The 14446-nt window shown below is 54.3% G+C and carries 15 protein-coding genes; 11 read left to right on the forward strand and 4 right to left on the reverse strand.

What is annotated here, in order from left to right; translation table 11 throughout:
* Nucleotides 1-136: 136 nt before the first annotated feature.
* The 8 genes from AUC61_RS20895 (at nt 137) to AUC61_RS20930 (ending at nt 8064) form a co-directional block, all read left to right on the forward strand.
* A complete protein-coding gene (locus AUC61_RS20895) occupies nt 137-1051 on the forward strand; it encodes a LysR family transcriptional regulator (RefSeq protein ID WP_243248043.1) in 915 nt (304 codons plus the stop codon).
* Between the two features lie 452 nt (nt 1052-1503).
* Nucleotides 1504-1911 carry a hypothetical protein gene (locus AUC61_RS20900; protein ID WP_243248044.1) on the forward strand — a complete coding sequence of 136 codons (408 nt, stop codon included), beginning with the start codon at nt 1504-1506 and terminating at the stop codon, nt 1909-1911.
* Nucleotides 1908-2273 (forward strand): hypothetical protein, encoded by a 366-nt coding sequence (locus AUC61_RS20905; protein ID WP_243248045.1) that lies wholly within the window; start codon nt 1908-1910, stop codon nt 2271-2273. Before AUC61_RS20900 ends, AUC61_RS20905 begins: the two co-directional genes overlap by 4 nt.
* A 231-nt stretch (nt 2274-2504) precedes the next feature.
* The gene (locus AUC61_RS20910) at nt 2505-3686 is read left to right on the forward strand and encodes a hypothetical protein (protein ID WP_243248046.1); all 1182 of its coding nucleotides are present in this window, start codon (nt 2505-2507) and stop codon (nt 3684-3686) included.
* Between the two features lie 135 nt (nt 3687-3821).
* Nucleotides 3822-5075, forward strand: a complete 1254-nt coding sequence (locus tag AUC61_RS20915; RefSeq protein WP_243248047.1) for a hypothetical protein — start codon at nt 3822-3824, stop codon at nt 5073-5075.
* Nucleotides 5076-5091: 16 nt separating this feature from the next.
* Entirely contained in the window at nt 5092-5415 is a 324-nt protein-coding gene (locus AUC61_RS20920) for a hypothetical protein (protein ID WP_243248048.1), read from the forward strand.
* Nucleotides 5416-5633: 218 nt separating this feature from the next.
* Entirely contained in the window at nt 5634-6236 is a 603-nt protein-coding gene (locus AUC61_RS20925; protein WP_243248049.1) for a hypothetical protein, read from the forward strand.
* A gap of 406 nt (nt 6237-6642) precedes the next feature.
* Nucleotides 6643-8064 (forward strand): FAD-binding oxidoreductase, encoded by a 1422-nt coding sequence (locus AUC61_RS20930; RefSeq protein WP_243248050.1) that lies wholly within the window; start codon nt 6643-6645, stop codon nt 8062-8064.
* A gap of 141 nt (nt 8065-8205) precedes the next feature.
* On the opposite strand, the gene AUC61_RS20935 is transcribed toward AUC61_RS20930, so the two are convergent.
* The 3 genes from AUC61_RS20935 to AUC61_RS20945 form a co-directional block, all read right to left on the reverse strand.
* Nucleotides 8206-8736: a glyoxalase superfamily protein gene (locus AUC61_RS20935; protein WP_243248051.1), complete on the reverse strand. Its 531-nt coding sequence runs from the start codon at nt 8734-8736 to the stop codon at nt 8206-8208.
* A gap of 224 nt (nt 8737-8960) precedes the next feature.
* On the reverse strand, nt 8961-9299 hold the full coding sequence (locus AUC61_RS20940; RefSeq protein ID WP_243248052.1) for a hypothetical protein: 339 nt from the start codon (nt 9297-9299) through the stop codon (nt 8961-8963).
* A gap of 110 nt (nt 9300-9409) precedes the next feature.
* Entirely contained in the window at nt 9410-11131 is a 1722-nt protein-coding gene (locus AUC61_RS20945; RefSeq protein WP_243248053.1) for a PAS domain-containing hybrid sensor histidine kinase/response regulator, read from the reverse strand.
* 176 nt (nt 11132-11307) lie between these two features.
* Here AUC61_RS20945 and AUC61_RS20950 point away from each other — a divergent pair, with 176 nt between their 5' ends.
* Nucleotides 11308-11775: a DUF1203 domain-containing protein gene (locus tag AUC61_RS20950; protein WP_243248054.1), complete on the forward strand. Its 468-nt coding sequence runs from the start codon at nt 11308-11310 to the stop codon at nt 11773-11775.
* A gap of 253 nt (nt 11776-12028) precedes the next feature.
* Complete coding sequence (locus AUC61_RS20955; RefSeq protein WP_243248055.1) at nt 12029-12958, forward strand: DMT family transporter; 930 nt, start codon at nt 12029-12031, stop codon at nt 12956-12958.
* Here the strand turns inward: AUC61_RS20955 and AUC61_RS20960 are convergent.
* Entirely contained in the window at nt 12929-13885 is a 957-nt protein-coding gene (locus tag AUC61_RS20960) for an aromatic alcohol reductase (RefSeq protein ID WP_243248056.1), read from the reverse strand. The two genes, AUC61_RS20955 and AUC61_RS20960, sit on opposite strands and share 30 nt — an antisense overlap.
* Nucleotides 13886-13984: 99 nt before the next feature.
* Here AUC61_RS20960 and AUC61_RS20965 point away from each other — a divergent pair, with 99 nt between their 5' ends.
* Nucleotides 13985-14398 carry a winged helix-turn-helix transcriptional regulator gene (locus AUC61_RS20965; RefSeq protein WP_243248057.1) on the forward strand — a complete coding sequence of 138 codons (414 nt, stop codon included), beginning with the start codon at nt 13985-13987 and terminating at the stop codon, nt 14396-14398.
* Nucleotides 14399-14446 lie beyond the last annotated feature (48 nt).

Genomic DNA, 14446 nt, shown 5'->3' on the forward strand with positions numbered 1-14446 from the left:
CTGTTGGCGACATTTTCATCAAGCGTGCCTTTGCGATAAATGCCTGGCCCGGCACAGGATTGTTATTTCTGGAGATAACAATCAGAGTGTGATCTTGCGCCTGACAGGCAACAAAAAGCACAAGTGAGAAGACGTTATGGAACTGCTCCAGTCCATGCAGGTGTTCGCCCGGTTGGCCGAACTTGGCAGCTTCACCCGCGCGGCAGATGCCATGCAGATCGGCCGTCCGCAGGTCACGCGAGCGATACAGGAATTGGAAACCTCGCTTGGCGCACGTCTGTTTCAGCGCACCACCCGTACGGTGCGACTCACCTCGGAAGGAGAGCAGTTCTACGAGCGTGTCAAATCGATTCTTGGTGAAGTCGCGAGTGCCAAGGCGATGTTCGCGTCTCCACGTTCAACCTTACGTGGTCGCCTGCGGGTCGATATCCCTACTGCGTTTTCCGGACCTGGCCTTATCGAAAGCTTGCGTACGTTTACCAGGCTCTTCCCTGCAATCGAGCTGGCGATAGGGGTTACTGATCGGACTGTCGATCTGGTCGCAGAGGGCGTGGACTGTGCATTGCGGATCGGTGAGTTACCCAGTTCGAGCCTCGTGGCCCGCCGCATCGGTATGGCAACCATGGTCACCTGCGCGGCACCGCGATACCTCGCGGAATACGGCGAGCCCACAACCCTGGAAGATTTGAACGCACACCGTGGCGTGACCTTTCTGTCAGGGCATAATCAACGGCCTCAGGCCTGGCAGTTTATGGATGACGGTCGCGAGCGATCTCACGTCAGTCGCCAGGGCATTACCGTCAACGAGTCCAACGCCTATGTCGAATGTGGAGTCGCAGGCTTCGGCATTCTTCAGGCTCCAGGCATAACGCTGGACCGTTTTCTGGCGGACGGAAATCTGGTTGAGGTGCTGCGCCCCTATCGCCCACACCCAAGGCCGGTGTCAGTGCTGTACCCGACTCGCTCGCATCTGCCCCCACAGGTTGAGGTCTTTGTTGATTGGGTGCGTGAACAGTTTCCCCAACTCTATGGGCGCTGGCTGGAGAGTTAGGACGGTGATACTGAGTCGTGGGGGTGACGTGCTATAGGACTGCTATCGACCCAATGCGGACATCAACGCGTTGTGAAAATGCGCTCGGCCAATAGCATCCGATTGGTGCCTATGGTGATTAATTTGTCAGGAGGTTGAGTATTTATTCCAGTAACTGACTAATTCATTTCACTATTTCTGGGGCGTCACGCTCCTCCTTTCAGTTGTTAATGTTAGGTTGCTATCGTTAAATTTGCTGATTCCCTCTACATCGTCTTTTGTGGAGCGGTTAGCGATGAAATTTGGCAAGTTACTTGACATTGTAGGTGCGGTTTACTATGTGTTATTAACGGGCCGTCTTAGTGGAAAAAATCCGGCTATGTTGAGTGTTTCAATAATCTTACATTAATACGTATTGTCTAGAGCAGCTGAACATGCGAAGCCCAAGGTATCGATTAAGTTTTGCGGCTGTTATGCTCGCTTTTTTGTTGGGCGGGCAGGTATTGGCGTATTCTGCCGAGCAGCCAAGAGAGAATTCTGTGTCTGCTGCGGTGCAAAATGCTGCCGCGGCGACTCCGCAAAAGCCTAATGTCTCAGCAGTGACCTGGTTAAGCAATTATGAATTCTGGATGTCTTCAAGCGTATTGATTTTTGGTTTGTTGGTGTTTTTAGCTGAGCTGTATTTGATGCGATTTATCTCTTTTCAACCTGAGCAGTCTATCAAGTTGATGGCGGTGACGCTGATCGTTGTCTCAACATTATTTATTATTACGGCTGGGTTTAGTAGCGAGCAAATTGCTCCCGCAATGGGGTTGTTTGGCACTGTCGCAGGTTACATGCTTGGGCGCTCTCAGGCAGGCAAAGAAGGAGAGGCTCCATGAAAACATTTACCTATGGATTGTTTGGCGTTTTACTATTTTCAATGCGTGCAGCTTCAAGTGGGGAGGGATCATTAGATATTCCTTCGACCGGAGTGGAGGCTGCGCAATTTTATTTGGTAAACCAAGTCGGTCGGGACGTTGTGTTTTATCTTGAGACACAGAGCCTGGCTAGGACCGAGGCACAGCTGAAAGGTGGAGAGGGGAAGCTGTATTCTGGCAGTCCGGGAGAAACGTGGATGAATGTATTTATTTATATCGTCGGGCAGCCGCCGATAGAAAAGTACATGGAGTCTGGCAAGAGGTACTATTTACAAGAGACCGGTTCAGGTGCCATTGATATGTTTCTTCTTCCACCCCGCTAGATTTTCCGCGCCGCTGGAGTGTTTTCAGAGTATCGGCGAATTAAATATAACGAATCCATGGAGGCGGTTATGGGTGGTTTTGTTTTGGGTGCGGGCTATCTAAGAGAACTTCAAAGTCTTCACGAGGATCGGGTGGCAGTGGTCAGCAATCGTTGATTTATTCAGTTCAGGATTTTTCGGTTCATGACGGAATCAGGTCGCTCGTGCAACCTCGTGCTCCATGGAGGTTTTATGCGCTACAAAATTCTTATATCTTTTTCGATTGTGATCGCAGGGTTTGTGACCATTATGTGGTGGCGCGGAGCTTCGAAGCCAGAAGCGGGGACCATGTTGAAAGCATGGTCGGAAAGTATACAGAACCTCGGCGTTCGAGCGATCTATCCTTTGCAAGAGAGTTTATATCCAGGGAACATGCTCCTGGTTCCTACGTATCCTGATAAAATTAATTGGTTTGAGGAAAAGCCTGCAGTTTTTTACACTAAGTACATTGTTAGAATCGGTTCGCTTGATCTTTGTCAGTTGTATATGTCACTCCGGAATGCACCTGAAATTCCGCCCGTTTCCGGGTACGAGCCTAATGGTGGCGAGTCAGTCGGAGGGAAACCATTCACTCCATGGCAGCCAACTGAAATAAAATACTCACACTTCAAATGCAGTGGCTATACAGGTGCTGATTTTAGGGTCAATCGCGTCATGGCGTTCCCTGCTTTTCAGTTTGGATCACTCGCCGAGTCGGGTATGAGCGGTAATATATTGAGCGGGGTGACTGGCCTATTGGGGAGTCTGGTGGGAAATGATGAGTATCGGATGACGGTTTCGATTCCTAGCGCCACGGTTATCAGGGTTGATTTACATTATCTCCTTTCAGCCTTAAATAGTTATAGCTACAGCACGGCAGGAGGGGTTAAAGATGTGCAAGTTATATTGGCGCGAATGATGAATGTTCAGACCGTCAGCGATAAGAACGGTCATCGCTCCTTGCCTGAGTTGCTCGTTGTGACGGAAGTTTATTATGCGAATGCCATAGATATTTCCATTGTAAGCTCGGCGGCTAAGGCGTCGAATCTCTCAGTTAACACCCAGGCACTGGTTGAACGGTTTGACCAGCTCAAAGACTTGCGCGATCAGCTAAAGATTATGAAGGGTGAAGTTACTCCGCCGCAAGGTAACCATGAGTCTAATGTGGAAGCTCAGACGGAGGCCATGAAGGCGCTTGCCCAGCAAATAGCTGAAAAAGAGAATGAGGTTGATAGGCTGTCTAAAGCTATTTTACCGGGAGTTCCAGGCGTTACGGGGTCGGTGAAGTCGGTCTCCAACTCGGGTGTCACCTTGACACAGGTATTTCCGAGACCGATGGCGTTTGGATACCGTGCGATAGGATTCAAGCCGGAGGAGTATTTAAGGATGCATTGATGGTGCTTGCATTTTTATTTTTTCTGGCTATAAGAATAAACAGTCTTCTTTTTTTAAACCACTCCGCCGTCCCGAGTGTTTCAAGAAGTTTACAGTCAACGTCTGGCTTAACTTTCTGCGCCTCGGGAATTCTCTATGCCCAAAAAAATGTTGATCTTGGCGTTTCTTGCGGCGAACAGCCTTGTGATGGCTGCGTGTCAATCAAAGCTGCCTCAACAGCATCTTGAACAGGTTGCAAAAGATTGGAGTATGACTGTTCGAGCTGCACAAGTGATGCCGATTTATCCCTTGGAAGAGTACATACTTCCCGGCGATCTTTATCTGTCACATCAATCCGTTGATGCGGAAATTGAAACCTGGAAAGAAAAAGGTTTCCTGCCACTGGTCAATCGGGACAATTACATTCCAATCAGCACGACTTACTACGACGAGTATTACTCACGTGCAGCGTCTGAAAACCGACCGTCTTTTGCACACCCTCCCGCGGCAGCATTTCCCAGCTATAGCTTCACCGTTGACAGTCGTGGGTCAGCGGGGTTTGCGCTCCCGCTCGCTTCCGTGCCCATTGCACTGTCCGCCGCTGGAGCGCAAAGCGCTACAGGGTCTGTAGTTCTAAAAGGTGCTACAAGCCTGGGGTTACCTAACCAAAAAATGGATGAAATTGTTCAAGCATGGGCCAGCGCGCCCCTTAACAAAGCCTGGCTGAGTCGTGCCTCAAAATTAACGTCTTCTCCCCCAATGTTAAGAGTCATCACTCGTGTTTTCAGCATAACTGGAGCGACGGTATCACTTACATTCAGCACTGTCTCTGGAGGATCACTGAATGTAGGTGCTCCCGCAAGCACCCCTGACCTCGTCAGTACTTCTTCCGCCAGCTATGATGCGCTCATAAGCAATCTCAATACTCAGGTCGCACTAAAAACCGGTTCAAATGTTGGCGATTTACCGACTGCACCTAATGAGTCTGACCTAATAAGCAAGGATCCTGAGTTGGCGGCATTGCAGGCAGACATTGAATTAATTAAACGTCTAAAAACTCAACAACAACTTCAAGCCCTAAGACAACAGATTTCCAGTGCGGCCATGGAAAGCAAGTTTGGTGGTTATCTTCTCCCCGGCGCTTCGATAAAAATAGCCTCTCGTTCTGAGCGCGGAGTCACGATGGATGAAACATTCAAAAAACCGTTGGTCATTGGGTATTGGGCATCTCAATATCTGGTCAGGCGAGACGGTGGTCTCATTCCTGTTGGGGAGGTCCAAGAGGTTATTGACAATCCAAAGCTTTATAAAGAATTAGAAGCCAGGGCTTATGAGATTTCACACGCAACGCCGGGATCATCACCTGTAGATTCTGGCGTGCCAGACGCAGACCCATTTACAAAACCCTAAATAGGCAGGCAACTCCATGAGCCAGATTTTCGAAAAAAATTCAAACATCATTTGCGCCCTAATCGACCTAAATGACGGTAATGCGGAAGATGCAATATTTGATATGCTTCTTGAATCTGGAGCTGCAAAAAACTGGAGTTATAAAGTATTTTGGGCTACTTCAAATAGGTCCAGTAAAATCATAACGCTCTGCAAGACTCTGAGCACATCTGGAAAGGTAAAAATACTTATTGAAATTCCTGAAGATCTACTGAACATCCGAAAAGAGCAAGCATCTGCGGCCGGCTTCACTCAATACACCGTGAGTACAGGCAACTCTCACGCTATGATTTATTTCTAAGCATCTGCCAAGGACCTCTGGGCGCAAACTCCCTTCTTGAACACCTACGCACGTTGGGCTGGTTCCTGTTTTTCAGGTCAGCTAATCCTCAGGCAGTAACTGGCCGCAAAAAAAGCGATCCAGTGCGTAGTCGACGGCCTCTAGTAACGTTCTCGCCGCTTACGCAATACATCCCTGTTCTTGTGGTCTTTACAGCGACTCTGCAAAGGACAGGCTCCATGTCAATTCGCTCAACGCTCTGCTTGTTGGCCCTGCCGTTGTTCGCAGGCTGCCAATTTCTCCCTCACACAAACTATTTCACCGCACCTGAAAACGAGGCCAATCCCGCCTGGATACGCATCGTCAACTTCACTCAGCATGCCGATATTTATCAATACGAAAACGGTGTGCGTTCGGGGGGCGTCATACGCAGCGGGCCGCTTCCGTTTACTCATACGCAGGATGAGGGGATGCCCAAAGCAGGACAAGACCTGACGTGGGACTACTTCGAGACACGAATCCGGCCTGGTATCGAAACGAAGGTGGGTATGTTCTGGGAGGGTTCGCGCACCCGCTCTTGCTACGTCACAACGAAGTTCACGCCCCAGGCCGGGCGTTATTATCAATTCAGGCTGACCTCCGGTTCAGGAGGCACCTGCACGTTGTACCCTTCGCTGATCGAGCGCGACAAAGACGGGACCGGCTGGCATCTCACCCCTAACCCGAACGTGACTTACTACGGCGACGGGCCAACGGCCAAAACGCATTACAACAACAGCCGCTTCGAGGATCCGAAGTACCAGCCACCTCCTGAGCTCTATCCCGGCACGGATGTCAGGTAGTGGGCTAGCTGAATCGCCACCGTAAGCCCCGGTGACGCGATAGCGTTGGCGGCGGGTGGGTTGAGTGCCGTGTTGCTGAGTGGCTTGTTCGTCGCGTCCATTATGCCGATCTGGTTCTAGATTTATGTCTCGGCTGGCAATAGCGAGTTAACGACAGACCGCATCGCCAGCACGTGTCAGATTATTTAATTCTTTGTAGGAGCTGCCGAAGGCTGCGAAGCATTCATCCTGACACTCCGCCATCGCAGCCTTCGGCAGCCCCTACAGATCCAGTGTTTGCTGCAGGACCGCACGGGGGCTGCTCAGGGATTGGGTTCAATTCGGTGATTAGTGGTTTTCAGGTTGTACGATAACTACTAGGCTGATGCCGTCTTGAATGCTGGACTCAAATAACAAGGAGCGTGAAATGCGCCAATTGAACGAAGCCCTGATGCAGGCCATTGAGCAGGTCGTCGGCCCTGCGGGTTTGATCAGTAATGCTGAAGACATGCAGAGTTATCTCAGTGATTGGCGCAACGCTTATCGGGGGCTGGCTGCTTTGGTGGTTCGTCCGGCCAGCACCGCTGAGGTCGCCGAAGTTGTACGGCTATGTCATGAGGCCGGTGTTGCGCTGGTGCCGCAGGGGGGCAATACCGGTTTGTGTGGAGGTTCGATACCCGATGCTTCGGGCACTCAGGTAGTGCTGTCGCTGACCCGCATGAACACGATTCGCGCTATCGATCCGGCCAACGAAACCATTACGGTCGAGGCGGGCGTCATTCTGCAGCATTTGCAGGAAGCTGCCGCAGAAGCGGGGCGCCTGTTCCCGCTATCACTGGGCGCCGAGGGTAGCTGTACGGTGGGCGGTAACCTGGCTACCAATGCTGGCGGCACCGCTGTGTTGCGTTACGGCAACATGCGCGACCTCACGCTGGGGTTGGAAGTGGTTCTGCCGGACGGTCGTATATGGGACGGTCTGCGCGGGCTGCGCAAAGACAATACTGGCTACGACCTCAAGCACATGTTCATCGGTTCTGAAGGCACGTTAGGGATTATCACTGCTGCGGTGCTCAAGCTATTTCCCGCCGTGCGCAGCCTGACCACGGCGTGGGTGGCGCTGCCCAGTCCTCAGGCAGCGGTCGATTTGATTGGGCGCATGCGCGCGCTGTGTGGCGACCGTCTGACCGGCTTCGAATTGATGTCGCGGCAAAGCGTGGACTTCGTTCTGCAGCATGTGGCCGGTTGTAGTGATCTGTTCGGTCAGATTCATCCTTGGTACGTGCTGATCGAACTGAGCGACACATTGGTCGATGCTCCATTGGCAGAAATGCTCGAAACCGGCCTCGGCGAAGCCTTCGAACATGATGAGGCTCTTGATGCGGTGGTCGCCAGTAATCAGGCGCAAGTTGCTGGGTTATGGGCATTGCGCGAGGGGATTTCGGAGGCGCAGAACCATGAGGGCCCCAGCCTGAAACACGATATCAGCGTGCCTGTCAGCAGTATCCCAGCGTTCATTGAGGCAACGGATCGCAAGCTGTTAGCGGCTTTTCCAGGCGTGCGAATCGTTTCTTACGGGCACGTGGGCGACGGCAATCTGCATTACAACATCAGCAAACCACTTGGTGCCGAGGATGCTCCGTTCAAGGCGCAGGCTGAGGCGATCATGCATGTCATCTACGAGGCGACCATGGCGTTCGCAGGCAGCATCAGCGCTGAGCACGGCCTGGGTCAGGCCAAACGTGAGGCTGCGCAATTGTATAAAGCGCCGCTGGAGCTGGAACTGATGCGCACCCTTAAACAAGCGCTGGACCCAAGCGGCATCATGAACCCCGGCAAGATGCTTTCCTGAACGACTGCCTCAAGCTGAAATGCAAAACCGGTAGGAGCGAACTTGTTCGCGAGACGATATTCCTGAGTTCGCAGAACCGAAGCCTCGCGAACAAGTTCGCTCCTGCCAAGGGCGCAGAGCCTTCAGACTCTGAGCGGAGGGTTACCCCTCGCAGAACCTCAACCGATTACCGAACGGGTCATAAACCTGCAGCTCTTTACCCCAGCCTTGCTCGACAATATCCGGCCGCCCGAATCCATAACGCTTGGCCTGCAATTCATCGCGAAGCAGTTCGATGTTCTGCGTGGGGATGAAGACTGTGGCGCCGGGGCTGGCGTCGCCGTGGTGTTCGGAAAGGTGCAGTTGCAGGCCGTTTCGGTTTATCCCCAGATACAGCGGCAAGTCTGCTTCGAACCGGTGCTCGAACTCGACGCTGAAACCGAGGAAGTCGAGATAAAACTCGCGTGCCTTGGCTTCGTCGAATGATCGCAGGATGGGGATTGGTTTTTCGAAAGCGATTCCCGGTTGGGCGGCTTCTTGAGGCAGTAGCGCTGACGCAGTGTTCCAGTCTTTATGGCCCAGTTGATGGGCGACCAGTTCAAGTGCTGCGGAGTGGGAAATGTCCTGACCGGACGTGGCCAGATCAGCGCGCAGGCGCTTGGCCATTTGCTTGGCTTGTTCGATTGAAAACATCGTTCCTCCAGTAGTCGAGGCATTCTGGTGCTCGCGTTGCCAAACCTGGACTATCAAGAGATGCGACAGGGTTCGGAAAAGAAAACATGCTTTCACCTTTCCCAGCGGGAGCGAGCGGCAGGCAGCATTGGCCTGTAGCGATCATACACAGGCACCACTGAGGACGGAATGCAGAGACGAAAAAAAGCCGCTGGCAAAAGTCAGCGGCTCTTCACGCTCAGGAGTTACCAGCGACCATAGCCACGGCCGTGGTCGTAGTCGCGGCGGGGGCCATGATCGTAGTATCCGCGCCGTGGTGGATCGTAGCGGCGGTATTCAACCGGGCGCACCGGAACATAGCGCACGGCCTGGTATTGCGGCTGATAACGCGGCTGTGGCCGATATTCCTGATAGCGCGGGCGGTCATGGTCCCTGCTTGAGTTGCTGATCACGGTGGCCAATACCGCGCCCACGGCTGCACCGGCGATGACGGGGACGATCACGTCGCGTTCATTGGCGGTAGCGGCTCCGGCAACGAGCAGGCTACCGGACAGGATCAGGACTTGGGTCATCTTCGAAAACATGGTGTCTCCTTTGGCGAAAATGTGGGGATCGCCATGGACGTATGAAACACCCATTTCATGTAAACGGAGGTCTGGATTCGGTAAAGGTTAGGTAAAGCGTGGCGTAAACGTCAGTCGCTGATCACGCTTTTGATTCGGCTGGTGAGCTCGTCCATCGAGAACGGCTTGGTCAGCAGATGCATGCCTTGTTCCAGGTGGTCTCCCCAGCCCAGCGCGTTATGCGCATAGCCAGTGATGAACAGCACTTTGAGGTCGGGGCGCAGGCTGCGTCCCGCGTCCGCGACCTGTCGGCCATTGATGCCGCCGGGCAGGCCAACATCGGTCACCAACAGATCAATTTGCTGGCTGGACTGCAGTACTTTCAGGCCGCTGGCGCCATCGGCCGCCTCGATGGCGGTATAGCCCAGGTCTTCGAGCACTTCGCGGATCAGCATGCGTACCGTGTGTTCGTCGTCGATCAGCAGAACCGTTTCGCCTTTTCCGGTTGCAGGCAGAGAGGGCGGAGCAAATGGCGTGTCTGGGGTTATGGTTTCTACGCGCGACCTCGGCAGGTACAAGGTCATGGTGGTGCCCACGCCTATCACCGACTGTATCTGTACGCTGCCACCGGATTGCCGCACAAAACCGTAGATCATCGACAGGCCCAGGCCTGTGCCTTCGCCCATGGGTTTGGTGGTGAAGAACGGGTCGAACGCATGGGCAATTACGTCGCTGCTCATGCCGCTACCGGTGTCGCTGACACTCAGGGTCAAGTACTCGCCGACCGGCAGATCGTGCTCTGCGGCAGCCTTCGCTTGCAGAACGCAGTTGCCGGTGCGAATGATCAGGCTGCCCCCCGAAGCCATGGCATCGCGGGCATTGATGCAGAGGTTGAGCAGGGCGTTTTCCAGTTGGTTGGGATCGACCTGAGTCAGCCACAGGTCGGCTTCGTTGTAGACCTGCACATCGATAGAGGGGCCTATGGTGCTGCGAATCAGCTCAAGCATCCCTGCGACCAGACGGTTAACGTCGGTGGCGCTGGGCTCCAGCGTCTGGCGGCGTGAAAAGGCCAGCAATCGATGCGTCAACGCGGCGGCCCGTCGAGAGGCACCCTGTGCCGCATCGAGGTAGCGATCCATTTCATCTGCGCGATTCTGGGCAACCCGCAGTCTGATCATTTCCAGGCTTCCGATGATCCCGGTGAGCAGGTTGTTGAAGTCGTGAGCCAGGCCGCCCGTCAGTTGGCCCACGGCCTCCATTTTCTGGCTTTGTCTCAGTTGCTGCTCCAGCAAACGCTGGACGGTCATCTCGATGCCGACGCCCGTACGCCGTACAGCCTGACCCGCATTATTAAAGTAGGTATGGCCGCGAGAGAGTACCCAGCGCACGGAGCCGTCAGGATGAATGATGCGGTATTCCAGCTCGAGATCGCCGCTGTTGACCAACCCGCCCGCCATGGTTTTGCGAAGTGCCGCCAGGTCGTCGGCGTGTACGTTGGCGAGAAAGTCCTGACGTTTGATACCCGAGGCAGCCTGCACCGGGTCGATCCCGTACAACTCGCTGATGCCCGCGTCACAGTAGAAACAGTCATTGGACACTTCGTAGGTCCAGACGCCGACACCACTTACCGCTGACAGGGCCAAGCGGGCGAAGTCCATGGAGTCATGCAGCGCTGTTTCGTCTTCCTGCTCGGCTGTCACATCCCGAACCCCGGCCTCCCGAACTTGCATGATTCGCAGAGCGGCCAGGCGCGCGTCATCGATGCTTGCGTAATGGCCGTCGCGCACTTGCGTTTCGAGCAGTGCGGAAAGTGCAAGATCTAAGGCCAGGTCCTGGGGTGCCCGATAGGACATGCGCAGTTCTCTGTACGGGGAGATGAGGGAGTCGGGGATTATCACACAAGCGCGGGGAAAAACTGCGAGTCCCGATAGGCTGCTTTGATTGTCATTCGAGTTCGTCAGCAAGAACCGGGTAGAGCTTCTGCCGGATCGTGGCTTTGATACAGGCTCTACCTCAATAGGAGCTCGGTATGAACTTTCGAATCACAGGTCTATCCCCTGAACCCTTCCAGGCGCTGTTTGGTTTGTCTGATGAGGCCTTGAAAGCGCTTGGCGTGAAGCGCTACCACGTCGACAAGAAACCAGGCTTCCCTGACCGCGTAGAATTGCTGGATGCGGAAGTTGGAGAGACCGTGCTGTTGCTGAACCACGTTTGCCAACCGGCATCCACGCCTTATCGAGCCACCCATGCGATTTTTATACGCGAAGGCGCGAGCCAGACTTACGACGCGATCAACCAAGTGCCCGAGTCGATGCGTGTCCGCCTGTTGTCGCTCAGAGGCTATGACGCCGAAGGGATGATGATCGAGGCCGATGTAGTGGAGGGTGTCGCGATAGAACCGGTGATTGAGCAGATATTTGCCAACCCGGAGGTGAACTATATTCACGTCCACAACGCCAGAAGAGGATGTTATGCGGGGCGGGTGGATCGGCTGTAGTCAGCGTCGCTCGCACGACCTCTCGCTGGGTGGTCCTGCGGAATTGCACCGTTATGTGGGAGCGAGGCTTGCCCGCGATAAGTACCACCCCGGTTTACCTGACCGACCACAGTCCCGCTGTCGCGGGCAGCCCCCAACGTCAGGTTTGCGGCGAAAAGTCCTCCACAGGCAAATCTATTCAGATGTTTCAAGATTTTTGCCGTCATCAAACGCCATAATGCGGCGATCAAAATCATGTGTGAGATCGAGTGCTGTGAACATTCGTAAGCCTATCGACGGGCAGGCAGCGGTGATGATGACCGTGCTGTGCATCGTATGGGGCCTTCAACAAGTCGCAATCAAAGTTGCAGCACCGGACATAGCGCCGATTCTGCAGATTGCCCTGCGTTCAGGTTTTGCTGCACTGATGGTCGGCGTGCTGTTGATGCTGCGCTGGCGGAAGATGAAACGCCCCGGCACCTGGCAGGCGGGCCTCATGGTCGGCGTGTTGTTTGCGCTGGAGTATCTCGCGGTGGGCGAAGGTCTGCGCTACACCTCGGCCGCGCACATGGTGATCTTCCTTTACACAGCGCCGATATTCGTTGCCATCGGCCTGCACTTTCGCTTTGCGAGCGAACGCCTGACTGTCTTGCAATGGATTGGAATCCTGATCGCCTTTTCCGGTGTTGTCCTGGCTTTTTATGCTCCGGCGCCGCCCGGTGTCGATGTGGTGCATCAGCGTATTGGTGATGCTTTGGGTTTGTTGGCCGCAATACTGTGGGCGGGCACCACGCTTACAATCCGCAGCTCAAAATTGTCGGATGCCCCGGCGCCGCTAACACTTTTCTATCAGTTGGCCGGGGCGTTTGTAATCCTCGCATTCATGGCGTTGGTCAGCGGACAAAGCAGCGTCCACCTGACTGCTGTCGCGATTGGCAGCCTGGCTTATCAGACCATCGGGGTCTCGTTCCTGAGTTTCCTCGCCTGGTTCTGGTTGCTGGGCCGCTACCTCGGTTCCCGTCTGGGCGTGCTGTCGTTCATGACGCCATTGTTCGGGGTGGTATTTGGCGTGTGGTTGCTGGATGAGACGCTGGAGTCCTCATTTGTACTGGGGGCAGCACTGGTGCTAGCGGGAATCGTGCTGGTCAGCGGGCATGATCTTCTGCGGCAGGTTCTACACAGAAGAGCGCTTGCCAGGCAGTAAATTCTGCTCGATCCAGTCTGCCGTTGTGGTCAGGTCAAGGCCATGGGCGGCGTTGAAAGTCTGGGTTTTATCCCAGGCGACGCCCTTGCCCTGAGCGAACACTGCCCGGTATTTGCGCATCGAGTCGTCAGGTGCAGTTGCGAGTTCATCGTTGAGTTCAGAGACACTCCATTGCACCCGCGACAGGGTGCGATCAAGCTTCTCATCAAGGGTGTCCGCTAATTGCCGGTAGCTCAGGGTGTCTCCGGCGACGAAAATCACCTGATTAACCAGGCGTGGCTCAGTAAAGATGATGTTCGCGGTCAGCTTGCCGATGTCCTCGGGCGTGGTAACGGTGACCTGTGTGTCCCAAGTGCCCAATGCATGAACAGTGTTTTTAGCCAGGTCGACGACGCCGAACACGGGTTCAAACAGAAAGCTGGTAAACATCCCGGTTGAGATAATGAGCCATTCGGTGGTGCGTTGAGCCCGTAACAACTCGCGCACTTCAAGCTGCTCATCAAACAGGTCTTGCGGGCTGCCTTTGCCGATTACGTCGTAGTCCACGCCAAACTGCCAAGGCACGTAGCGCTTCACTTCAGCCTTGAGTGCCGCGTGTGTCAGTTTCAACTGGGTGCCCGCGCCTGCTATGAAGCCCACGCAGCTGATCACTGTATCGAACGGCCGGAAATACTCGGCAAGCTTCTCGACGGTATCGTTAATCACGTCAGCTTGCACAATGCGGATGCCAAGGCTTTCAAATTCTTCAAGGGCACGTTTTTTCATGACGTCTTGAGTGGTAATGGCCGAGGCACGCAACAGCACGCTGATGCGTGTTTCCCCCCTGCCAGCAGCCATCGAAGCCAGTTCACGCAGGACCTGCGTACCCAGTTCGCCAGCACCCAGTACAAGAATATTTTCGGTTTTCACGGTGGTAGTGAGTTGCATGAATTTCCTCCGGATCGCGGTTCAATAAGTGAGTGGTTGTTATCCTGTCACCATTGAGACGCGGCCATAAGTAGGCACACGAGTGATCCTGGGGGGCGAATGAACAACGAAGAAATCATCAGGCAATCGCAAGCGGCGTGCGAAGCGCTGAGTGCAGAAGACGACGGTTTGAAGCGAGAAGTGCTGACCCATGCCGGCAATCGCTGGTCACTCGGCATCGTCCATACACTGGGTGTTGAAGGGCGATTGAGACACGCGGACATAGCCAGACGCATGGATGGCGTGACGCAGCGGATGTTGACCCGCAGCTTGCGCCAACTGGAAAGGGACGGCCTGGTTTTGCGTCGAGATCACAACGAAGTGCCGCCACGCGTCGACTACGAGTTATCCGAACTTGGCCGCGGGCTGCTCAGGCAGATGATCCCGTTGTGGATGTGGGTGGCGGGCAATGCAGAAGGCTTTCGTGAAGCCCGTGAGCGCTACGATGCGGCGGGTCTGGCGAAGGTGGAGTGAGTGTTTGCTCCACAATCGCGGCTTGTATCACACCTGCGGGAGGTGAAG

The organism is Pseudomonas maioricensis, assembly GCF_022790535.1.
GTDB lineage: Bacteria > Pseudomonadota > Gammaproteobacteria > Pseudomonadales > Pseudomonadaceae > Aquipseudomonas > Aquipseudomonas maioricensis.

Coding starts and splice junctions, on each gene's coding strand:
- AUC61_RS20910 (WP_243248046.1), top strand. CDS start 2,505: ATGCGCTACAAAATTCTTATATCTTTTTCGATTGTGATCGCAGGGTTT.
- AUC61_RS20945 (WP_243248053.1), bottom strand. CDS start 11,131: ATGTCCTATCGGGCACCCCAGGACCTGGCCTTAGATCTTGCACTTTCC.
- AUC61_RS20935 (WP_243248051.1), bottom strand. CDS start 8,736: ATGTTTTCAATCGAACAAGCCAAGCAAATGGCCAAGCGCCTGCGCGCT.
- AUC61_RS20915 (WP_243248047.1), top strand. CDS start 3,822: ATGCCCAAAAAAATGTTGATCTTGGCGTTTCTTGCGGCGAACAGCCTT.
- AUC61_RS20905 (WP_243248045.1), top strand. CDS start 1,908: ATGAAAACATTTACCTATGGATTGTTTGGCGTTTTACTATTTTCAATG.
- AUC61_RS20960 (WP_243248056.1), bottom strand. CDS start 13,885: ATGCAACTCACTACCACCGTGAAAACCGAAAATATTCTTGTACTGGGT.
- AUC61_RS20940 (WP_243248052.1), bottom strand. CDS start 9,299: ATGTTTTCGAAGATGACCCAAGTCCTGATCCTGTCCGGTAGCCTGCTC.
- AUC61_RS20895 (WP_243248043.1), top strand. CDS start 137: ATGGAACTGCTCCAGTCCATGCAGGTGTTCGCCCGGTTGGCCGAACTT.
- AUC61_RS20950 (WP_243248054.1), top strand. CDS start 11,308: ATGAACTTTCGAATCACAGGTCTATCCCCTGAACCCTTCCAGGCGCTG.
- AUC61_RS20900 (WP_243248044.1), top strand. CDS start 1,504: ATGCTCGCTTTTTTGTTGGGCGGGCAGGTATTGGCGTATTCTGCCGAG.
- AUC61_RS20920 (WP_243248048.1), top strand. CDS start 5,092: ATGAGCCAGATTTTCGAAAAAAATTCAAACATCATTTGCGCCCTAATC.
- AUC61_RS20930 (WP_243248050.1), top strand. CDS start 6,643: ATGCGCCAATTGAACGAAGCCCTGATGCAGGCCATTGAGCAGGTCGTC.
- AUC61_RS20925 (WP_243248049.1), top strand. CDS start 5,634: ATGTCAATTCGCTCAACGCTCTGCTTGTTGGCCCTGCCGTTGTTCGCA.
- AUC61_RS20965 (WP_243248057.1), top strand. CDS start 13,985: ATGAACAACGAAGAAATCATCAGGCAATCGCAAGCGGCGTGCGAAGCG.